Below are 21983 nucleotides of genomic sequence, written 5' to 3' on the forward strand. Positions count from 1 at the left end.
TCGATAGGCATTTCATGACGGCAACGGCAACATCGTCCCCAGCTACGCGAGCACTCACGGTCGCCCTGATCGGCAACCCGAACACGGGCAAATCGACGCTCTTCAATGCTTTGTCGGGTGGCCGCGTTCGCACGGGCAATTACCCGGGCGTGACCGTCGAGAAGAAGACCGGCAAAGCAGAGTTTCACGGCCGGCAGTTCAAGCTCATCGATCTGCCGGGCACGTACAGTCTCGCCCCGCGCTCGCCGGACGAAATGGTCGCCGTCGATGTGCTGCTGGGACGTCAATCGCAGGAATCGCGTCCGGATGTAGTCCTGTGCATTGTCGATGCGAGCAATCTCGAACGAAATTTTTACCTGCTGAGCCAGGTGCTGGAACTCGGGCTGCCGACGGTGGTCGCCGTCAACATGATGGACCTTGCCGAAGAACGCGGCCTGAAGATTCAACTCGACAAGCTTCGCGCGCAAGTTCCAGTCGAGTTCATCCCGGTTCAAGCGCATCGCGGTAAAGGCTTGAACGAGTTGAAGCAGGCCCTATCGACCGCTGCCGATAAACCTCCGGCCAAGATCGCGAGTCCGTTTCCGGACGCCTTTAAAACAGAAGTCACCAAGCTGGAGCAATTGGCCGGCGAAGGCGCGCTGCCACGCTATCTGGCCGAGCGGTTGCTGCTCGATACCAGCGGTTACCTGGCCGGCGCTCATTTGGCGGGCGTGACTCCGCCTGTGATTGACGCCCTTCCCGCCGCGCGCGAACGCTTGGCGAAGGCCGGCGCGCCGGTACCAGCGATTGAAGCCATGGCCCGCTACCAGTGGGCCGCGAATGTCTTGAAGCCCGCGGTAACACGCCCTACCAAGCGACCGGATAACTTCAGCGATCGTGTCGACCGGCTTCTCACGCACTGGTTCTTCGGCACAGCTTTTTTTCTGCTGGTGATGTTCCTGCTGTTTCAAGCTGTGTCGTGGATCGCCGGTCCATCGGGGGACATCATCGACGGCCTAATTGGCATCGCCAGCGACTGGGTTTCGTCGGTCCTGGCGGAAGGCCCGCTACAGTCGCTCATCAACAACGGTATTCTGGCCGGCGTCGGCGGCGTGATTGTCTTTGTGCCGCAGATCATGCTGCTGTTCTTCTTCATCGCGATTCTCGAAGACTGCGGTTACATGGCCCGCGCGGCCTACCTGATGGACAAGCTCATGGTCCGTGTGGGCTTGAGCGGCAAGAGCTTTATTCCGCTCCTCTCTTCGTTCGCCTGCGCCATTCCCGGCATGATGGCGGCCCGCGTGATCGAAAATCGCCGCGACCGGCTCGTGACGATTCTCGTCGCTCCGCTGATGAGTTGCAGCGCGCGGCTGCCGGTCTACGTGTTGCTGACGCAAGCGTTCATTCCCGAGCAAAGTTACCTTGGCGGCCTGATCAGCTTGCAGGGGCTGGTGATGTTCGCCATGTATAGCATCGGCGCGATCGTCGGCATCGGCATGGCGTGGCTACTCAAGCTGACGATTCTCCGCGGTCCCACACCGCCATTCGTCCTCGAACTCCCCACCTACAAATGGCCTGGGCTCTGGATCGTGTTGCATCGCATGTTCGAGCAAGGCTGGGCCTTCATCTATCGCGCCGGCACGCTCATTCTCGCCGTCTCCGTCGTGGTCTGGGCCCTCGCGTACTACCCGCGCACTAAGACCGAACCGATACGTGTTGCTTCAGAGCGGGAAGCTGTGCTGGCCAGTGAAGTTGCGACGCTGGAAAAAACGGTGGTCTTGCCAGAAGAGGAAGCATCGGCTGATTCCAAACCCGCAGAAAAACCGCCGCTCACTCCCGAGCAACAGCAGTTGGTCGACAAGAAGGCCGAACTCGACGACGTGCGCAATCACATCGCGGCTACCCATCTCGAAAACAGTTACCTCGGCCAAATGGGCAAGGTGATTGAGCCCGCCGTACGACCGCTCGGTTGGGATTGGAAGCTGGGGAGCGCGGCCATCGCTTCGTTCCCTGCCCGCGAAGTGATCGTCGCCACACTCGGCACGATTTACGGGCTGGGAGACAGTCAAGAAGCCGAGTCAAAGCCGCTGCAAGAACGACTGCAGGCAGCGACCTGGAGCGGCAGCAAGAAGCCTGTCTACACCATTCCGGTCGCCCTCTCGGTGATGGTCTTCTTCGCGCTCTGTGCCCAATGTGCATCCACGCTGGCGATCATGAAGCGCGAAACCGGTTCCTACTGGTGGCCCGTCTTCACCTTCGTCTACATGACGACACTCGCTTACATCGGTGCCTTCATCGCCTATCAACTCGGCACCTGGCTGGGATGGTAGAGTTGGGATGGTAAAATAGAATCATGGTCGAGCAATTCTTTACCCAGAACTTCGTCGTCGCACTGATCGTGCTGACTGCGACCCTCTTCTTGCTCTACCGCGCCCGCACGTATGTCCTTCCCGGCAGCAAGGCAGGCTGTGCCACTGGCTGCGGCAGTTGCCCGAGCAACAAGAGCGAGCCCAATTCAACCGCGGGTCTTGTCCAACTCGGTGACCGGCGCACTCATTAACGAACAGCCTACGGCCCTTCGCTTGGCGACCGATTCAATTCTTTCAACCTCGAAGTAATGGTCGCCAACTGATCGTTGGTATCGACCAGCTGGCCGAAGAGCGGCTCGATGGCCCAACGGATGATGGCACAGAGCACCATGGCCGAAGAAATCACACTCAGGACCAAGCCGAACACCGCTAAGACGCCCGTGACAATCAGCAGCGTGGCGGCAATGGACAGCACAATACCCAAGATGAATAGACTCAGCCAATTCAGGCTACGACGTTCACTGCGAATCTGTGCGGCCAGTTCGGCTGGAATATGTATTGGTGATTCCCCCGCTCCTTGTTCAGCTTCGCGCGGCCGCCGCTCTCGGATTGCCTTGATGAGCACTTGCAGTCGATCGGCCTGCAGCCACTCCTCTTCACTGCGGCGCACCAGCGCATCGTGCTGAAGCTCACCAGTCTGCACGCGTTCGACCAACTCGCTTAAGAAGAACGGACCTTGCACGGGTGAGCCGCGGCCAAAGTCGCGGTAGTACCATTCGCGCTGTTCGTTCGCCAAATCTGGTTCTGCCATACGTGCCCCGCCCCCTCGACTTTCGTGTTTGCCGCCACCACGAACGGAGCCGAGTATATCGCCCTCCGCACGAAATGAAACCAATTTGCCGTTATTGCCGCGAAATCCGCTCGTTGTGCGCTGCGTATCTTCCCCCGCGCGCTTGCGCATGAAATACTAGAAGTCAGCCTCTCCACCACTTTCACGCAAAGGCCGGTCATGAACGACGCTCCCCAAATCGCCAACTCCAACTCGGATTCTCGCCGCACGTTTTTGAAAACCTCCGGTACGCTCGCCGCGGCGACGGCTCTCTCGGGCGCGATGGTGCCCCGCGTGCATGCTGCCGGCAGCGACGTGGTGCAAGTCGCCCTGGTGGGTTGCGGCGGTCGGGGCACCGGTGCCGCCCAGAACGCGCTGGGAGTGAAGATCGGCCAGACCAAGCTGGTCGCGATGGCCGACGTCTTCGAGAACCGCCTGAACATCAGCCACCAAAGCTTGAAGAAGGCGAACGGCGAAAAGTTCGACGTGCCAGACGATCGCAAGTTCATCGGCTTCGACGGTTACAAGCAGGCCATCGACTGCCTCAAGCCGGGCGATGTCGCGATCTTTGCCACACCGCCGGCGTTTCGCTGGGTTCACTTCAAGTACGCCATCGAAAAGGGTGTGAACGTCTTCATGGAGAAGCCGATCACCGTCGACGGCCCCAGCACGCGCAAGATGCTGGCCCTCGGCGAAGAGTCGGTCAAGAAGAATTTGAAGGTCGGCGTCGGTCTGATGTGTCGTCACTGCGAAGCCCGCGGCGAACTCTTCGACCGGATTCAAGCCGGCGAAATGGGCGACCTGATCACGCTCCGCTGCTATCGCATGCACCCGCCAGTGGGTTCGGCTTTCTCGGATCCCAAGCCGGCCGACATGAACGAACTCGATTACCAGATTCAACGCTTCCACAGCTTCTTGTGGGCCAGCGGTGGTCTGTTCAGTGACTTCTACATTCACAACATCGACGAATGCTGCTGGATGAAGAACGCTTGGCCCGTTAAGGCTCAAGCGGTTGGCGGTCGTAACTATCGCGGCAACAAGATCGATCAGAACTTCGATAGCTATGCCGTGGAATACACCTTCGAGGATGGTGCCAAGCTGTTCATGAATGGCCGCGTGATGCCGGGCTGCCACGACGAGTTCGCCAGCTATGCTCACGGCAGCAAGGGAGCCGCGGTGATCTCGCAATCGAGCCACTCGCCGGCTCGCTGCAAGATCTACAAGGGACAGAACATGACCAAGGAAAACCTCATCTGGTCATTCAATCGCCCCGAGCCTAATCCATACGCCCTGGAATGGGAACACCTGATCGATGCCATTCTCAATGACAAGCCTCACAACGAAGTGAAACGCGGCGCCGAGGCGAGCCTTGTCACTTCCATGGGGCGCATGGCCGCTCACACGGGCCAAGTTGTCACGTTCGACGAGATCCTCAAGAGCGAGCACGAGTTCGCGCCCGACGTCGATAAGCTAACGAAGGGTGGCGAAGCTCCGATCAAGGCCAACGCCGAAGGTAAATATCCGATTCCGATGCCGGGCCTCGTAACCGATCGGGAATATTCGTAAGTCACATGGTCCAGTGAGCCGGAAGCGGCGGGTGGCTGTGTTTTGTAATCAAAACACAGCGAACTGCCGCGATTGCTGGAATGAATCAACCGTCAATTCCTCCGCTGTGTTTTGATTACAAAACACAGGCACCCAGAATTTTGCTCGTAGAAATTACTGCAACTGGATTGATATGTCCGAACCCATTGCGAATCTCAACGGCCAGTGGGTTCCCCAATCGCAGGCGCTGATTTCGGTCACTGACGCCGGCTTTGTTCAGGGGGTCACCGTTGCCGAACAATTGCGCACCTTCAACGGCCAGTTGTTCGAGTTGCCACGGCATCTCAAGCGGCTAGCTCGGTCGCTGGAGATCGTCGGCATCGATCCCGGCGTGAGCATGGCGGAGCTTGATGCTCGCGCGCGAGAACTGGCCGCCCGCAATCACGCGCTGCTGCAGCCCGGCGATGACCTGGGCCTGTCGATGTTCGTCACACCCGGCATCTACGGCACGTTTGTCGCCGCGGGCGGCGCGACCGGCCCGACGATTGGCATGCACACCTATCCGCTGCCGTTCGGTTCGTGGGTGAATAAGTACGAGCAGGGCGAAACACTGGTGCTGACCGATGTCCGGCAAGTGCCGAATGAGTGCTGGCCAGCGGAACTCAAATGCCGCAGCAGAATGCATTATTACCTGGCCGATCGCCGCGCGCGACAGCTCGAACCGGGTGCTCGTGCGGTGATGCTCGACGAGCGCGGCTTTGTACTGGAAGCCACCACCGCGAATATGCTGATCTATCGCGCCAGTGAAGGAATTGTCTCGCCGCCGCGCGCCAGCATTCTGCCCGGCGTGAGTGTGGCGATTCTCGCGGAACTGGCCCGTGAGCTTGGCATACCTTGGAGCGAACGCGATCTCACGGTCGCCGATGTCGCCTCTGCCGACGAAATCCTCCTCTGCAGCACTAGCCCCTGCGTCTGGCCCGTCACGCGCTTCGCCGGCCAGCCCGTTTCTGGCGGCCAAGCTGGCCCCATCGCCCAGCAACTCCTCGCCGCCTTCAGTCAGCGCGTCGGCCTCGATATTGCCGCGCAGGCCAAACGCCTTGCAATGCGGTAATCGCTCGCAGGGCGTCGCCTCGTATCGGACACGCCGCACCCGGTTGTGCGATACAATCGTATTCGCGCAACGGAACTCTTCACCTCTTGAGTTGGCTCAGCATGAAACCCGATGACTTTTTGCCGCGGCCCGAGCGTGTGCAGCCTTTGGCGACACACCCGCATGCGACGCCCCTGTATTTGACGAGTGTGTGGGAATGCGAATCACCGGCCCAGGCCGATGCGATGCTCGGCGGGCAAGAACCCGGCTATGTGTACCAGCGCGACGGCCATCCCAATGCCGCGGCGCTCGCGGCAAAGCTGAACGAGCTAGAGCAAGCCCCGCATGGTGTCGTTGTCGCTTCGGGAATGGCAGCAATCTCGACGGCATTGCTGGCCACGGTAGGGCAGGGAGATCATGTCGTTACCGCGAGCCGTGTGTATGGCAAGACGTTGCAGTTGTTGAATGCTGAAGCGTCACGGCTGGGAATCACGCTGTCGATTGTCGATACCAACGATCTGGCCGCGGTCGAAGCGGCAATGACTGACCGAACCAAACTGGTGCTCGCGGAGACGATCGCGAACCCGCTCTTGCAAGTGGCCGATTTGGGAGCGCTGGCGGAGCTTGCGCACCGGTACAACGCGCGACTGCTCGTCGACAATACGTTCGCCTCGCCACTCGTGTGCCGGCCCATGGAACTGGGTGCCGACTTCGTAATGGAAAGCCTGACCAAGACGCTCAATGGCCACAGCGATGTCCTGCTGGGTTATCTTGGCGGTCGAACGGATATCTGGCCGCGGGTGAAGCAGGTCGTCAGCGCGTGGGGATTCTCGTCATCGCCGTTCGACTGCTGGCTGGCAGCGAGGGGGTTGGCTACGGCTCACTTGCGGTCCGAACGAGCTTGCCACAATGCGCTCGCCGCGGCTGAGTTTCTGTCGCAGCGGCGCGAAGTGGGGCGCGTCGAGTATCCGGGCCTGCCCGCTCATCCACAGCACGCCTTGGCGAAACAGCAGTTCACGGGGCAGTTCGGCACGATGGTCGCCTTCGAACTGAAGGGGGGCCGCGCCGCCGCGGACAAGTTCATTGCGGCGGCGAAGGACATTCCGTTCTGCCCTTCGCTGGGCGAGCTATCGACCACGCTCAGCCATCCCGAGACGACCAGCCATCGCGGGCTGACGCCCCAGGGCCGGGCCGATTTGGGAATTGCGGGCGGAACAATTCGCCTCTCGGTCGGGACCGAAACGCCCCAGCACATCTGCAGTGCCCTCGCCAGCGCGCTCCTGCAAGTGTAGCGTTAAGGGATGTATTTTCTGAGCCGGCAGTTATTTCTGGTATGGATGTAGTTGTGAATACGGGAACGATTGCGGGCAAAGGAACGTGGCGGGAAGTAACGGTTGGCGGGCATCCGTGCGACGTGTTCGAGCCAGCGGTCCGCAACGAAAAGGGCTTCGTCGTCCTCTATCTGCACGGCGTGCATTTGAACCGCCTCGTCGACAAGCAGGCGTTCATCGATGAATTCGCTCGCCACGGCTTGACCGTCGTCGCTCCCTGCACGCAGCGAAGCTGGTGGACCGATATCATCTGCCGCGAATTCGACCCGCAAGTCACCGCTCAGCAGCATTTACTCACCGGCGTGCTGCCTTGGATTGAAGAGCAGTATGGAGCCGCGGCCGGCAAACTGAATCAGCCCACCCGAATCGCCCTGCTCGGGACGAGCATGGGTGGCCAAGGGGCCCTGCGGCTGGCGTATAAGTTTCCGAACATGTTTCCGGTGGCCGCCGCGATATCGCCGGCCCTCGATTACTACCTGCGCTACAACGAGGGTGACGAGACGATTCCGCAGATGTACAGCGATCCGGAAGCAGCCCGGCAAGATACCGCGATCCTACATATTCATCCGCTTAATTGGCCCCGCAATCAATTCTTCTGCTGCGATCCCGAAGATTTCCGCTGGTGGAACTCCGCGGACCGCCTGCGCATGAAACTCTACTCGCTCGGCATCCCGCACGAGTGCGATCTCGAGACCAGCGGCGGCGGACACGGCTTTGAGTATTACAATCGGATGGCCCCGCGGGCGATTCAGTTCCTCGTCGACCGGCTGCAAACGGAACATCGCCGGCTCCTCTAAGTAGCCCGATGCGTGAGCGAGGGGGATTTTTCGATCGAGGATCTTTTCAACGTCGGGGGTACTTCTCGCGAACCTCGTAGGATCAAACACTTACATCTAAAGAAGAAACTTCAATTGGAGTAGCTCCCTCGCTCACGCGTCGGGCTACTTAGGGCTTCAGCAGAACAATGACTACCGCTCCCGAGCGCGCGATTCGCAAGCTGTCGATTACGGCAGCGCGCGCGACGGATGAACGGGAACCTGACAAGCGGCCGCTGGATATCGGTCTGATCACGCGGTTGTTTGGGTACATGCGACCCTATGCGGTGAAGCGAAACGTGCTGCTGGTGTGTGTCGTGCTGCGGGCGATTCAGCTGCCGTCCATCGCGTGGACGATTGGTGCCGTGATCAATGGCCCCATTACCAATCATGCCAAGTTTGAGAATCCCGTGCAGGCGATACTGCTCGGCGCGCTCGGCTTGGGGCTGCTCGCGCTCTCGACGCAGGTCGTCTTTCACTTTCGGCAACGACTGGCACTCGAAATGGGCGAAGCAGTTATTCATGACCTGCGGCGCGAGATCTTTGCACATCTGCAGCAGATGCCGATGAGCTTTTACAACAAGACGAAGCTCGGACGGATCATCAGCCGCGTCACCAGTGACTGCGAGTCGTTGCGAGTTGGCGTGCAAGATGTTCTCTTCGTCAGTCTCGTCGGCATCTTGCAAATGATCGTTGCCGGCGCGTTCATGCTCTATTCCGATGCGGTGCTGTTCAGCGTCGTCCTCGCCATGAGTCCGGTGCTCTTTCTGTTGAATCGCATTTTTCGCAAAAAGCTGAGTGCTGCCTATCGCGTGGTGCAGGAGAGCTTCAGCCGATTGACCGCGACTTTGGCCGAATCAATTAACGGCGTGCGAGTCACGCAGGGCTATGTGCGGCAAGATGTGAATGCGGAGCTGTTTCGCGAACTGCTCGATTGGCATGGCGATAACGTCGTGCGCGCGGTGCGGCGTGAGGGATTGCTGCTGCCACTCTTGGAGCTCAATAGCCAGATTTTCATCGTCGCTCTGCTCTTGATTGGCGGCTATCGAGTGCTGAATCCGGCTACGCAAATGCCGGTCGATAATCTGATTTACTTCTTCTTCCTGGCCAATAGCTTTTTCAGTCCGATCCAGATTCTCGGCAATCAGTACAACCAGGCACTCACGGCGATGGCCGGAGCCGAGCGCGTGTTTGCGTTGCTCGATCGCCAGCCGGAGTGGACCGATGTCGAGAATGCGCAGCCACTGCCGCCGGTGATTGGTCATGTCGAACTGGCCAATGTGACATTCGGTTACGATCCAGAGCGCCCGGTCCTGCACGAGATTTCACTTACGGCCCAACCCGGGCAGACGATTGCACTCGTTGGTCGCACTGGAAGTGGCAAGAGTTCGATCATCAATTTGATCGCGCGGTTCTATCTGCCGCAGCACGGCCAGGTACTGATCGATGGCCACGATACGCGCCTCGTCAGCGGCGAATCGTTACATCATCAGATGGGGCTCGTGCTGCAGCAGAACTTTCTCTTCAGTGGCACGGTTAAGGAAAACATTCGCGTGGGCCGGCCGGAAGCAACCGACGATGAAGTGGTCCTTACCACGCTGCAACTCGATTGCCTCGACATGCTGGCCGACCTCCCCAAAGGGCTGGAAACGCAAGTCGGCGAGCGAGGCGCGCAGTTGTCACTGGGACAGCGGCAACTTGTTTGCTTCTGCCGTGCACTCTTGGCGAACCCGCGAATTCTGATCCTCGACGAAGCGACCAGCAGCGTCGATACGCTCACTGAACTGCGAATTCAATCGGCGCTCGCCAAACTGTTATCGGGTCGGACCAGCTTTGTGGTCGCTCACCGCCTGAGCACGATTCGTAGTGCCGATCAGGTTCTGGTGCTGGAAAATGGCCGGATCATCGAGCGAGGCAATCACCTTGAGCTCATCGCCCTTGGCGGCGCGTACGCGGGCATGGTGCGGCAGTTTTCGCAAGGTTGAGCAAGAAGCGTGGGCTTTAGCCCGCGTCGTCTCGGCGAATGCAAGTCGGCGTGGACTAAAAGTTCACGCTACAAAGCAAGTGCTACTACCTCAATCCGCGCCGGTTCCGTGTCGCCGTGCGGGTGGGCATTGGTACGGTGCCCCCACTAAGGTCAATGGGGGGCGAATCGGCATCATCTTTCAGCTGCCCTTGTTGATGGGCAGAGATTGCACGGGCTACTTTTTCCGCCGGCTTCGGTTCGTTTGCCGTTTCTTGCCCGGGTGGATTGCCCCACAAGCAGCGACCGCCGTTACGAGTCTGCAGTTCGTAGCCAATGCGACCATTGGTGTCTTCAGTGACGACAATGCGATAGAGCCCAATGGCCTTCCATTGATCGGTCCACGCAGTGGCAATCTTGGCGGCGGCGGTCACGCGCGGACTGCCCCAGTCTGTGCCGTACGGCCCTGCGGGTGCTGTGTCGCCAGCATCAATGCGGAGCATATCGGGCAAATTGCGGGCGGCGAAAGCTTCGGAGGGCGAAGGGAGCAGAATTCCTTGTTCGTCGATCAACAGCAACTCGGGCCGGCCCCGATACGTCACTTCGACCGATGCCATCGGCCGGCGATATACGAGTTCGACATCTACGCGGGCGGGATACGACTTGCGCACCTGTTTCACCTGCGCGACCCAGTTATGCACCGCAAATGCTCTGCGAATCCGTTCGAGCAAAGTACGATCGCGCAAATCAAGTTTCGTTAAGCTACCGTCCCGAATGGCTTCGGCCTTTACGTCACCTTCAATCCACGGTGGCTGTGAAGTGACGATGATCTGCTGCGGAGTGACTTGATAGGGCTCCGAAGCCAACGAAGGTTCGCCCCACCGCCGCCACGACTCCTGAAAGCCCCAATAGCAGCTAACCATCAACACGATGGCGACAAAAAAGATGCGGTACTCTTTGCGGAACAGCAGGCGCACAAGTGACGCAGCCGAGGGCCCTTGGGGGACAACAGGTGAGGGCGCTGGTGATTTATGCTTCATGGACCTGAACTCCATTTCAGGTTAGTCGTTGTCGAGACGCAGGCTGACGGCCTACCAAATTTCAATCGCCAGCTCCAAATCGGTTCCCGACTTATCGGCTACCACCTTCTTCACATGATTGATCAAGTCGAGCACTTCGGCCGCTTTTGCCTTCCGCCCGGCAATCACAAAGTTGGCATTGCGGTCACACAATTCGACATCGCCGCGCCGTTCGCCTTTTAGCTCCGCCTCTTCAATCAAGCTCGCCGCACTCCGGCCGCCGGCATCTTTGAACACGCAAACCGTATTCTGCTCCGTCAACGGTTGACCCGCCTTCTTCAAAATCCATTGCTGCTGCATCTGCTTCGTCAGCCACGACGGATCGCCGGGCTCGAGTTCGAGTTCAGCTTCGAGAATCACCAGATCGTCGAGACTACTAGCGCGATAGCCGAACCGCAGATCCTGTCGCTTGCGAACCAGAATCTCTCCTGTTGAAGTCAGCACGGTAGCTGAGGCAACCGATTGCCCGATGTCGCCGCCATGCGTGCCGACATTTGTGTGCAGTGCGCCGCCGAGTGTGCCGGGAATACCAGCCAGCATTTCCAGACCGGCGAGTCCCTCGCGAACCGCGGTCGAAATAACGTGCCCCAGCTTGGCACCGCCGCCTGCCGTGATCTTGCGACCACTATGTTTGATATTCGCGAATGCGGCAGCCGTCAGGTGGACGACGAGCCCTTTCACCCCTTCATCGCGAACTAGCAGGTTCGAGCCGCCGCCCAGAATCCGGAGCGGCATGCCGGCCTGATGGGCGCGTTTGACCAGTTCGACCAATTCCTGCTGTGAAGTCGGCTCAGCGAAAAATTGCGCCGGGCCGCCAACGCGCAACCAAGTATAGGGAGCCAAAGGTTCTTGTTCGCGAACAATATGTTCCAGACCGGTCAACATGCTCATACCCGGCAAAGACTCCGTGAAAGGTCGCCCCGCAGATCGTTCGATAGGCGGCTGACGAGTGCCGGCATTCTAACTGAAACGCCCGCAGCCGTCAGGACCGAACCGGGGCAGCTATCACTGGCCTACTAGCGGCCTGCGGCGAACGGTGTTCTGTTTGCTAGCTTGCAACTCAGGCTTGCTTGAGAGCACCAGCGGAGCGAATTATAGTCACTGCATCCGGCCTTTCTGTCACGCTAGTTCGCTTTGTCACGTCCCCTCCGCATTGCCTCCGCCCGAAAACCTTCCAGGTAAGTAACTCATGCTGGCTTTCACCCGTTTGTTTCCGGCCGCCGCCGTTTTGTTTGGTCTGATTGCCGCCGCTGACTTGCGGGTGAGCAATGCCCAGCCGGCAGCACCGACCGGCCCGAAACTGCTGGTGGTGGTCAGCGTCGATCAGTTTTGTCAGGACTACCTGATTCGCTTTCAAGATAATTTTCCGCTGCTGGCCAGCGATAGCCTGTTCCGCAACGTGTTGCAGGGAGGTGCTTACTTTCCGAATTGCCACCATGCTCATGCCTTCACCATCACTGCGCCCGGCCATGCAGTGCAGCTCACAGGGACTTACCCGGGTACAAATGGTGTGATTGAGAACGACTGGTTTGATCGCGAAACCGGCAAGACGCGATACTGCGTTTCTGATCCGACGGTAGAAGTCGTCGGCCTTCCCGCTGGCAAGCCAATGTCCCCCCGGGTGCTGCTCGTCGATACGGTGGGCGATCGATTGAAAATCGCGACCGGTGGCAAGGGAAAAGTTTTTGGCGTGGCGATCAAAGACCGCGCGTCGATTTTGATGACCGGCCATAAGGCCGACTGCGCATTCTGGCTGGAGAAGAATCAGTGGGTCACCTCGACTTACTATCGCAGCGATCTGCCCGGTTACATGCGAAATTTGAACAACAGCAAAGCGGTCGAACAATTTCGGGGAAAGGTTTGGGATCTGCTGCTAACGCGCGATCGGTATCACAACAACGGCCACGATGACAACCCCTTCGAGAATCCTCCCACAGGCTGGACAGCTGCCTTTCCACACAAGATGGCCAAAGTGGGCGAACTAACGCCTGACAAGTATGGCGATCATGTCTTGTTCTCTCACTTTGGCAACGAATACACGCTGCTTGCCGCGCGGCAAATCATCGAGCATGAAAAACTGGGGGCTGATGAAATCCCCGATCTGCTGGCCATCAATTTTTCGTCGAATGATTACGTCGGTCACGCCTTCGGACCCCTCAGCTTGGAAGTGGAAGACATCACTTATCGCACGGATCGCCAGCTCGCCGAGTTCGTTAAATATCTGGACGATCAGGTTGGCAAAGGTCGCTGGACGTTGGCTCTAACGGCCGATCACGGCGTGGCACCTATTCCCGAGATGGTTGCCGAGAGACTGCAAGATGGGGAGCAAGCCTTGCCAGCCAAGCGCAATCCAATTGGCGATTTGAATGTCGTTCGCGAGAAACTGGAAGCTCTGTTGCGCGATGAATTAAAGATTGCCGCCACTTCGCCCAAAGTCATCCTCGACCTCGATGCAAACCAGGTGTATCTCAACTACGACCATCCAGCACTGACCTTGTCGCAGCTCGTCAAGGCGCGGCAACTCGTGCGAGATTGGCTCCTCAAGCTGCCGTATGTGGCCGCTGTGGCCACGCGCGAAGAGTTGCTCGGTGGTGGCAGTGCTCGTCTCCTGCAGCAGATGCGGTTGAGTTTCAATCCCGCCCGCAGCGGTGATGTGCTCTTCTGCTACACGCCTTATTCGATTCCCGGCTACTCGACGACTGCGAAGCCCAAAGGAACCACCCACGGGAGCCCCTGGCATTACGACACGCACGTGCCGCTGCTGTTGTTGGGGCAGGGAATCATCCCGGGACGCTACGATCGCCGGATCAGCCCGGCCTATCTAGCGCCTACAGCGTCGCGCTTGCTGGGAGTCGACTCACCCAGCGGCTGCGAAGTAGATCCGCTGCACGAAGTTCTGCAGCCGGTGAAGAAGTTTTAAGCTTTGAAGCATGTGATACCCACTGATTAGAACTACGATCGATATGGAGCGTGGCTTCGTCCGCGCTGGCTGAATCACTTTGCAATGGTCAGCTTCGTTGCGATTCGCTGACTTGTAAGCTAATGGATAGACTGGCTACTTAAAGGCGTGGTTCCTCTTTTTCTGATCCATTGCAAGTTACGATTATGTCCAAGCGCTCGCGAAACTCTCCTCGAAGCGAAGCGACGCCAATCCACGACTCACCGGCGAACAGTTTCCGCAAGTGGCGAACTGTAGCCTCGATCGCAAGCATTGTACTGGTCGTATTACTAGCCTACTCCAATACATTCTGGGTTCCCTTCACGTTCGACGACGATCAAGCGATTGTCAGTAACATAACCATTCGTGATCTCACGAATTGGAAAATGGTTCTCTGGGCTCCTCCGCGAGGTGGCACAACAACTGACGGTCGCCCGCTGTTAAATTTAAGCTTGGCTCTAAACTATGCCTTGCATGGATTCGATCTGCCGGGATACCACGCGACCAACTTGGCCCTGCATCTTGCGAATGCAATGCTGATCTGGGGCATCTTGCTGGAAGCCTTTCAATCTCGGTTTCTGCCCTTGCGAATACGCACTCTGGGCCCGCAAATCTCCTATTCGACGGCGATACTCTGGGCCGTTCATCCGCTCCTGACAATTGCAGTGACGTATGTCATCCAGCGAGCGGAGGTCATGATGGCCACGTTCTATTTGGCTGCCATCTATTGCTTCTTGCGAGGCGCGCACGCGGCTAAACCACGCCCTTGGTATGTCGCCACTGCTTCCCTGTGTGTCATCGGCCAGGGAACGAAGGAGGTCATGGTGACCGCGCCCTTCGCGCTCGTACTGATTGATGTGGCACTTGTAGCCGGATCGTGGTCCGCCATGTTTCGCGAACGTCGGTTTTGGCATGTCGCGAACTTTGTGGCGATCCCGGTTGCTTTCACCTTGATTGTCAGACAAGGGGGGCGCGGCGGCACCGTTGGCACAGAACACCCGAGCGACCGGCTGGCATACCTGGTTCTGCAGTCCGAATCCATCGTCAACTATCTGAAACTATGCTATTGGCCATCGCCTCTGATTTTTGATTATGGCACAGTCATTCCCCCGCTCAGCGCCAGCCAATTGCCGGCATTCATTGCGGTTGCTTCTCTGGCCATGCTGGCCGTTATTTATTTTTGGCGACAACCAATCGTGGGGCTGCTTGGCGTTCTTTTTTTTCTCATCCTAGGGCCAACCTCCAGCTTGGTGCCAGTAACGACGCAAGTGACCGCCGAGCACCGCATGTATCTTCCACTAGCGCTAGTTCTGACGGGAAGTGTGGTGGCGCTGGCGTGGGCATTGATTCGCTTCGCCCCTCTCGTCGAAGACGCGCGACAGCAGAATGCGGTCGTTCTGAACCGGCTGAGATGGATTACGGCGGGACTGACCGTCGTGCTGGTAACACTTACCTTCTTTCGCAACACCCATTATCGCAGCGATTTTGCTCTATGGCAGGACACTGCTTTGAAGGTTCCTACAAACTTGCGAGCCTGCCGAATGTTTGGAATGGTCCTCATGGAACTTGGGGCAAAGGAGGCCGCCATTCATATCTTTGACGTCGCGATCGATAGCCCGTTGGCAACTGATGCCTATTGTGCCCGGTCTGAAATGTTGCTCACAGCCGGAGATTTCGATCTAGCGGCCAAGGACGCTCGGTCAGCCCTGAAGATCGATCCGAATTGCCATTTGGCGTTGAATCTGCTCGGTGGATTGGCGTTCAAACAGAACGACAATGAAGCCGCGCTAGAATTTTTTGATCGAGCGCTTAGCTATGAACCTAAGAATGCGACATACCTGCGCAATCGAGGTGGTGCCTTGATACATCTTGACCGTTTGCTGGAAGCTCGTGAAAACTACGAAACTGCCTTGGCAATAGCGCCCGTAGACCCTGAAAGCCACTTTGCCCTAGCGATGCTCGACTTGCGCGAGGGTCGTTTGGCAATGGCCCGCCAGGGACTGCAGCAAACACTGTATTACAACGCCAATCACCCAGGTGCCTTGCAGTCGCTGCCGGATGTCGAGAAGCAAATAATCCTGAGTAAAAACCGTGGTCCCTAGACCACTTCCTTCAGCGGTTCGACCCCTTGGTCGACAAGATATTGCGGGCGTCCGCGCAAGTCGAATTCCCGGACGAAACTGAGGTTCAGACCGAGGTTGTGATAGAGGGTAGCCCACACTTCCTGGAATGAAACAGGCCGCTGAACGGCATGTTCGCCCAAGCGATTCGTGGCACCGATGACCTGGCCAGTTCGCATGCCACCGCCGGCAAGCAAGGCACAACTCACTTGCGGCCAGTGATCGCGACCGCCACCGGGGTTGATCTTCGGCGTCCGACCGAATTCGCCCCAGACCACAACCGAGACGTCTTTATCGAGGCCCCGTTCGTGCAGGTCGGTAATCAGCGCGGCAACCGCGCGATCGAGCAGTGGACCGTCTTGGCGAATGGCATCAAAGTTCTTGCCGTGATGGTCCCAGCGGCTGAAATTGAGCGACACCATCCGCGCGCCAGCTTCGACCAAGCGACGAGCGATGAGAAAATTCTCGGTCAGCTTGGGTGCGCCATCGTTGCGGAAGTTCTTATCTCCTCTTCCATAGCGCTCGACAATCTCCGGCGACTCCTTGGAAATATCCAAGGCATCGGCCAGGGCTGAAGAGGTGAGAATACCGACTGCCTGCGAGGTGAACGTATCGAGCCCCGCCATTTTGCCGCTGTTGTCAAGATCGCGGCGCATGTGATCGAGCGAAGCGAGCAGGTTGTTGCGATCCTGCAGTCGATCAAGGGTGATCCCCTTAAGAACCATGTTGTCGGTCTTGCTGGTTTCTTCGCGCCCGCCGACGAGTTTGAAGGGCGAATGGGCAAGTCCTAGGAAACCGCCATCCCCGTCATAGCCCCACGGGCCGTGGTCGGTCTTGTAGCACATGCTCAAGTGGGGTGGGATCGCTTGATTCACGGGCCCCTTGAGCTTGCTGATCCACGCACCGGCGGCGGGCCAACCACCGGCAGCAGCCGGATTGAGCGGGCGACCTGTCATGCACTGATAAGCGTCGTGCCCGCCCGTCGCGCCAACCATCGAGCGAATGAAAATGCACTTATCCGCAATTGCGGCAATCTTGGGGAAGATCTCGCCGATTTCAATGCCGGACACGTTGGTGCCGATCGGTTGGAACTCCCCTCGAATCTCGCTGGGAGCATCGGGTTTGATGTCCCACATGTCTTGATGCGGCGGGCCGCCGGGCAAAAAGATGTTGATGATCGCCTTATGGCTGCGACCGATGCTGCCTTGCGCTTCGACCGAGAGGAGTTGCGGCAGCGTCAGGCCGCCGAGCATCATGCCACCGATAGTCAGAAAGTCTCGCCGGCTGCGGCGATCGCAAAAGTTACCTGGGCGCGTGGGCGCGCCGAAAATCGTAAGCATGGCGAGGTTCCTCCGGGGCATGCATTAGGGCGGGTGGACGGCAGGGGTCGATCGCGGTCCGTGTCATTACGTACGCAATCAGCGGCCAGCTGGTGAAGCGAGCCGCGCGAAAGAATCCACATCAGAATCGTATCCGCATGGGAGTGAGGGAGCAAGACAAAACCCAGGGTAGCTTTCGACGAACCCGTGTTCCAATCTGCTTTCTCACTTGAACATTCGTCGTTTCACTTGACATGCCCATGCAGGGCGAGCAGAAATAGAGGATACTCCTGCTACGTACTCCGCCCTCGCTTCCAGCCTATTGAAGGTTCCCGCCATGTTGCATCGTTCGGTTAGCATTCGTCACTGCTGGCTTGCCTGCAGCCTCTTGCTAGTGAGTTCGCTAACCCCGGCCCGCGCCGAGAATTGGCCGCAGTGGCGGGGTGCCAAGTTGGACGGCATGAGCAGTGAGAAAAACCTGCCGGTTACATTCAGCAATGTGAAGGATGCCGAGCAAGGCATTTCCTGGAAACTTGACCTGCCTGGCGCTGCTGGCAGCACTCCCGTCGTGTGGGACGATCACATTTATGTGACCAGCGTCGATGGCGAAAAGCTGGTGCTCATTTGCGCGAGCACTGCTGGCAAGGAACTCTGGCGGCAAACTCTAGCGACGGGCAATAAGGACGTGCGCGGCGATGAAGGTAATAGTGCCTCGCCATCCCCCTGTACTGACGGCAAACATGTCTGGGCCTTTTTCGCCAACGGTGTGCTTGGCTGCTTTACCAAGGACGGCCAGGAAGTTTGGAAGATGGACGTACAAGATCGCTATGGAAAACTGAAAATCGCCTTCGGAATGACCAGCACTCCGGTTCTGGATAACGGCAAGCTCTATTTGCAACTAATCCACGGTGAGGGAAATCCCAAGACTCGCGAAGCAGTGATTGTGGCCCTCGACGCCGCTACCGGCAAAGAACTTTGGAAGCATGACCGGGTCAGCGATGGCAAGGACGAATGCGAACACTCGTACGCTTCGCCCGTGATGTATCGGGATGACAAACAGGCCTATCTCATCGCGCATGGTGCCGACTATGTCACCGCCCACAGCTTGGACGATGGTCACGAACTGTGGCGCTGTGGCGATCTGAATCCCAAGGGGAATTACAACCCGACATTGCGGTTCGTCGCTTCGCCAGTCGCTGCCGAAGGGATCATTGTGGTTCCTTCTGCCAAGAATGGTCCGGTGTACGCACTCAAGGCCGATGGCAAGGGAGACGTGACCGATAACGAAGCGGCTTACGTTTGGAAGCGAGCCAAAGAAACACCGGACGTTCCCTCGCCGCTGATCGTCGATGGACTCGTCTATTTGTGCCGCGAAAATGGCAATCTCATTTGCATGGATGCCAAAACCGGCGAAGAGTACTACAACGAACGAACCACGGCTGATCGCCACCGCGCTTCGCCCGTGTATGCCGACGGCAAGATTTATCTCTGTGCTCGCAAGGGAACGGTCACGGTGGTGAAGGCTGGCAAGAACTTCGAGATTCTGGCCAAGAATGACATGGTCGACTCAATCTCGTCGTCGCCTGCCATCTCGAATGGCAAGCTCTACCTGCGGACTTACAAGGCCTTGTATGCCATCGGCAAGTAGACCGTGGCATAGGCTTCCAGCCTGTGAAAAAAAAGCAATGACAGGCAGGATGCCTGTCCCACAAAAAGGGCAAGGTTGCTCATGATGCGGACGCAAATCGGTTTGATCGCGCTGGTGCTGCTCGTCAGCGCGATCGGTCTCTATGTGGCAGGCGCAGTCGCCGCCAATATGGCGGGTACTGTCGGCGGTTTGTTGCGCGTCGGCTTGGTAATGGGTGCCCTGTGGTTGGCATTGCCCCAGTTAAGTTCACTCTTCTCGCGCCTGCCCAAGTGGCTCCTGATTGCGACGGCCATTGCTGCGGTCATCGTAGCCATTCGCCCCGCCATCATGCTCTATGCTCTGGGTGCACTCGTTCTTCTCTGGTTTTTTGGCCCGCGCCTCGCCACCAAAGCAGATCCGACGATCGCTCCACGCCGCCCACGGCGTAAAGCCTGAGCGGAGTGATCGAGCAGAACGAAGCAGATATTCGTTTGCACGATCTGCTATAGTCAGGCTGAACGCTTCATCTCCTCCTAACTCTTTGCAGGGATTCACGCTCATGGGTAAAGGCAACAACAGCCAGAAGAACGACAAGAAAACTAAGAAGAAGCCCAAGGACGATAAGAAGAAGCCTGCGAAGTAACCTTGGCGACCTTCGCACACTGCGCCGCCTGTCGCTCATTGGCCGCGGCGCTATAATAGAAATGGTCCGGGATTCGCTGGGTCGAACTCAACTGGTTTGCCGCGAATCTCGCCCAGGAGTGTGCCCCAGTGTTTCGCGAGTTCTCGCCCATACAAGCTGCCGTCGATGCCATCGCCCGCGGCGAAGTCATTATCGTTGTCGATGCTGAGGACCGCGAAAACGAAGGGGATTACATCTGCGCAGCCGAAAAGGCTACGACTGAGACCGTCAACTTCATCATTAACGGCCGCGGCGAGTTCTGCGCACCCCTGCTGCCCGATGCAGCTGCCCGCTTGGACCTGCAACCAATCGTTGACGCCAACACGGCACCGTTGCAGACGGGCTTTCTCACCCCCATCGATCACCGCAGCGGCAAGACTGGCATTACGGCCGAAGAGCGAGCTCGCACCGTGCGCGAAATGGCCCGCGGCGATTCGGTCTCTGGCGATTTCGTTCGCCCTGGGCACGTTCACCCCCTCCTGGCCAAAGAAGGTGGCGTGTTGCGTCGCGCGGGGCACACCGAAGCAGCCGTCGACCTTTGTCGCATGGCGGGCCTCGCGCCGGTCGGCGTGCTCTGCGAAATCTTGGATGACACGGGCAATCGAGCCTCGCGCGAGTACCTCAACGAACTGGCTCGCAAGCACGATCTGAAGATCATCTCGATCGAGCAACTCATTGCCCATCGCCGCGTAAGTGAGAAACTCGTCACGCGCCTGGCGCAAGCCACCATTCCCACGGCTTTCTACGGTGAATTCACCATCATCGCGTACGAGGTTCGCTTCGAAACGCAGCAGCCCATCGTGCTAGTGAAAGGAAAGCTCGACGAAGTGGAAGCTCCGCTTGTCCGGCTCCACTCCTCGTGCTTTACCGGCGATCTACTCGACTCGCTCCGCTGCGATTGCGGCGATCAACTCCACATGGCCATGCAGCAGATCAACGACGCGGGCGCGGGGGTGATTGTCTACCTGCCGCAAGAAGGTCGCGGCATCGGTCTGATCGAAAAGATCCGCGCGTACGACCTGCAAGAGAAAGGAATGGACACCGTCGAGGCCAATCATGCCCTGGGCTTTAAAGCGGACATGCGCGATTACGGCGTCGGCATCCAGATATTGAAGGATCTCGGCCTGCGAAAGATTCGCTTGCTCACGAACAACCCCAAAAAGACGGACGCCTTCGTCTACAGCGGCTTCGACCTGCAAGTTGTCGATCAGGTCGCTATCATTCCGCCGACCAATCCGCACAACGCCCGCTACCTCGCCACCAAGCGCGACAAGATGGGGCACAAACTGCCCGGTGATGTGGTCAAGTAACTCGAAGCGAGACTTCGCCTGCAGCGATTAACTCACAATCTGAATCGTGGCTGCAAAATCGGCATGGCGCGAGATGACGCGAATGGTGCGATTGAACTCGCTCATCCATTCGAGCAAGGCCTTCCATTCGCCTTCGGCCCAGTTGTCGTAAACGCCAGATTTCTTCCAGTCGCACAGTTCGTCAAACACAATCACCGATCCCGGTATCAGGCGGTCGTTGAACGTTCGCAGCGTGAGGGCCGTCGACGAATACAGGTCCGAGTCGTTGTGTAGGAGTGCGATTGGCCCAGAGTGTTGCTGCTTCCAAGGAACGAAGGTCGCATCGAACCAGCCGCGGATCAGATGGACATTTTCAATGACCTCGGGCAAAGCGGGCAAAGCAAAACAATTGGCTTCCCGCGTCTCCCCGTTCTTTCCCATGACCCAGTCGTGCGGCAAGCCTTCGAACGAATCGAAGCCAAAGACGCGGGGATCGGTGCGATTGGCTGCCCAGAGCCCCAGCCAATTAATGGACTGCCCACGATACACGCCACATTCCAGAATATGACCCTCGGCGGGAATCAGTTGAAACGAGTGATAAAGATGATCGATTCGATTGGCATATTCGGGCGAATCCCAAACATGTTCGATACGGAGATCATGGGCCGAGCGGACGGCTTGACCGTCCGTTCGTCGATCAACCGAGTGGCCCAGCTTTTGCCAATCGCCAAAACGCGGACCACTGTGCTTGCGCGATTGCGGCCAGCGGCCACCCGTCAATTTGCGAATGAACGTTGAGAGCTTGCTCATGTCTGACTCTGCTAAAAATGACAGGTGCCACGAACGAGATCGCCCCGGCAGTTGGTAGCTTCGGCGCCGAATACTATTCCAGAAAGCCGAATTGCAGAAGAGCGATTTATTGAGGCAGCCATCATCACCTTTCGCCCTGACCTACGATTGAGGTCCGTAGTTGGCTCTAAGGGGCAATCGCTGCGCGCTTGCCATTGAGTCGTAAGTGCTGCCGGCAATAGGATTTGCCTTTGGTGCCGCCAGGCGAAGGGTCCAGTC

Annotated in this window: 17 protein-coding genes; 12 read left to right on the forward strand and 5 right to left on the reverse strand. The window is 58.1% G+C overall.

Annotated elements, in window-relative coordinates; all coding sequences use genetic code 11:
* The first annotated feature begins 14 nt into the window (after positions 1-14).
* Both feoB and ETAA8_RS30000 read left to right on the forward strand, forming a co-directional pair.
* Positions 15-2309, forward strand: coding sequence for a ferrous iron transport protein B (gene feoB, locus ETAA8_RS29995; RefSeq protein ID WP_145097708.1), 2295 nt, complete (start codon positions 15-17; stop codon positions 2307-2309).
* 23 nt (positions 2310-2332) lie between these two features.
* Positions 2333-2539 (forward strand): FeoB-associated Cys-rich membrane protein, encoded by a 207-nt coding sequence (locus ETAA8_RS30000; RefSeq protein WP_145097711.1) that lies wholly within the window; start codon positions 2333-2335, stop codon positions 2537-2539.
* 8 nt (positions 2540-2547) lie between these two features.
* Here the strand turns inward: ETAA8_RS30000 and ETAA8_RS30005 are convergent, their stop codons facing one another.
* A complete protein-coding gene (locus tag ETAA8_RS30005; RefSeq protein WP_145097714.1) occupies positions 2548-3099 on the reverse strand; it encodes a GYF domain-containing protein in 552 nt (183 codons plus the stop codon).
* A 198-nt stretch (positions 3100-3297) separates the two neighbouring features.
* Here ETAA8_RS30005 and ETAA8_RS30010 point away from each other — a divergent pair, with 198 nt between their 5' ends.
* The 5 genes from ETAA8_RS30010 to ETAA8_RS30030 all read left to right on the forward strand — a co-directional run bounded on the left by ETAA8_RS30010 (position 3298) and on the right by ETAA8_RS30030 (position 9883).
* Positions 3298-4683: a Gfo/Idh/MocA family oxidoreductase gene (locus ETAA8_RS30010; RefSeq protein ID WP_145097717.1), complete on the forward strand. Its 1386-nt coding sequence runs from the start codon at positions 3298-3300 to the stop codon at positions 4681-4683.
* A 172-nt stretch (positions 4684-4855) separates the two neighbouring features.
* Positions 4856-5773, forward strand: a complete 918-nt coding sequence (locus ETAA8_RS30015) for an aminotransferase class IV (RefSeq protein ID WP_145097720.1) — start codon at positions 4856-4858, stop codon at positions 5771-5773.
* Positions 5774-5874: 101 nt separating this feature from the next.
* Complete coding sequence (locus ETAA8_RS30020) at positions 5875-7044, forward strand: trans-sulfuration enzyme family protein (protein ID WP_145097722.1); 1170 nt, start codon at positions 5875-5877, stop codon at positions 7042-7044.
* Between the two features lie 41 nt (positions 7045-7085).
* Positions 7086-7880, forward strand: coding sequence for an alpha/beta hydrolase-fold protein (locus ETAA8_RS30025; protein ID WP_145097725.1), 795 nt, complete (start codon positions 7086-7088; stop codon positions 7878-7880).
* 167 nt (positions 7881-8047) lie between these two features.
* Positions 8048-9883 carry an ABC transporter ATP-binding protein gene (locus ETAA8_RS30030; RefSeq protein WP_145097728.1) on the forward strand — a complete coding sequence of 612 codons (1836 nt, stop codon included), beginning with the start codon at positions 8048-8050 and terminating at the stop codon, positions 9881-9883.
* Positions 9884-9968: 85 nt separating this feature from the next.
* On the opposite strand, the gene ETAA8_RS30035 is transcribed toward ETAA8_RS30030, so the two are convergent.
* Together ETAA8_RS30035 and murB are read right to left on the reverse strand one after the other, a co-directional pair.
* On the reverse strand, positions 9969-10901 hold the full coding sequence (locus ETAA8_RS30035) for a cell division protein FtsQ/DivIB (RefSeq protein ID WP_145097730.1): 933 nt from the start codon (positions 10899-10901) through the stop codon (positions 9969-9971).
* A gap of 51 nt (positions 10902-10952) precedes the next feature.
* On the reverse strand, positions 10953-11831 hold the full coding sequence (gene murB, locus ETAA8_RS30040) for a UDP-N-acetylmuramate dehydrogenase (RefSeq protein ID WP_145097733.1): 879 nt from the start codon (positions 11829-11831) through the stop codon (positions 10953-10955).
* A gap of 298 nt (positions 11832-12129) precedes the next feature.
* Here murB and ETAA8_RS30045 point away from each other — a divergent pair, with 298 nt between their 5' ends.
* Complete coding sequence (locus ETAA8_RS30045; RefSeq protein WP_145097736.1) at positions 12130-13860, forward strand: alkaline phosphatase family protein; 1731 nt, start codon at positions 12130-12132, stop codon at positions 13858-13860.
* 839 nt (positions 13861-14699) lie between these two features.
* Positions 14700-15980, forward strand: coding sequence for a tetratricopeptide repeat protein (locus ETAA8_RS30050; RefSeq protein WP_202921350.1), 1281 nt, complete (start codon positions 14700-14702; stop codon positions 15978-15980).
* Here ETAA8_RS30050 and ETAA8_RS30055 read toward each other — a convergent pair.
* On the reverse strand, positions 15977-17338 hold the full coding sequence (locus ETAA8_RS30055) for a DUF1501 domain-containing protein (protein WP_145097742.1): 1362 nt from the start codon (positions 17336-17338) through the stop codon (positions 15977-15979). The genes ETAA8_RS30050 and ETAA8_RS30055 overlap by 4 nt on opposite strands.
* 316 nt (positions 17339-17654) lie before the next feature.
* Here ETAA8_RS30055 and ETAA8_RS30060 point away from each other — a divergent pair, with 316 nt between their 5' ends.
* The 3 genes from ETAA8_RS30060 (at position 17655) to ribA (ending at position 20936) form a co-directional block, all read left to right on the forward strand.
* Positions 17655-18965, forward strand: a complete 1311-nt coding sequence (locus tag ETAA8_RS30060) for an outer membrane protein assembly factor BamB family protein (protein ID WP_145097745.1) — start codon at positions 17655-17657, stop codon at positions 18963-18965.
* A gap of 81 nt (positions 18966-19046) precedes the next feature.
* Positions 19047-19400, forward strand: coding sequence for a hypothetical protein (locus ETAA8_RS30065; protein ID WP_145097748.1), 354 nt, complete (start codon positions 19047-19049; stop codon positions 19398-19400).
* A 315-nt stretch (positions 19401-19715) separates the two neighbouring features.
* Entirely contained in the window at positions 19716-20936 is a 1221-nt protein-coding gene (ribA, locus tag ETAA8_RS30070) for a GTP cyclohydrolase II (RefSeq protein WP_145097751.1), read from the forward strand.
* A 27-nt stretch (positions 20937-20963) separates the two neighbouring features.
* Here ribA and ETAA8_RS30075 read toward each other — a convergent pair whose 3' ends face one another.
* Complete coding sequence (locus tag ETAA8_RS30075) at positions 20964-21725, reverse strand: TylF/MycF/NovP-related O-methyltransferase (RefSeq protein ID WP_145097754.1); 762 nt, start codon at positions 21723-21725, stop codon at positions 20964-20966.
* Between the last annotated feature and the right edge of the window lie 258 nt (positions 21726-21983).

Origin of the sequence: Anatilimnocola aggregata, assembly GCF_007747655.1 — a bacterium.
In the GTDB taxonomy this organism is placed as follows: Bacteria; Planctomycetota; Planctomycetia; order Pirellulales; family Pirellulaceae; genus Anatilimnocola; species Anatilimnocola aggregata.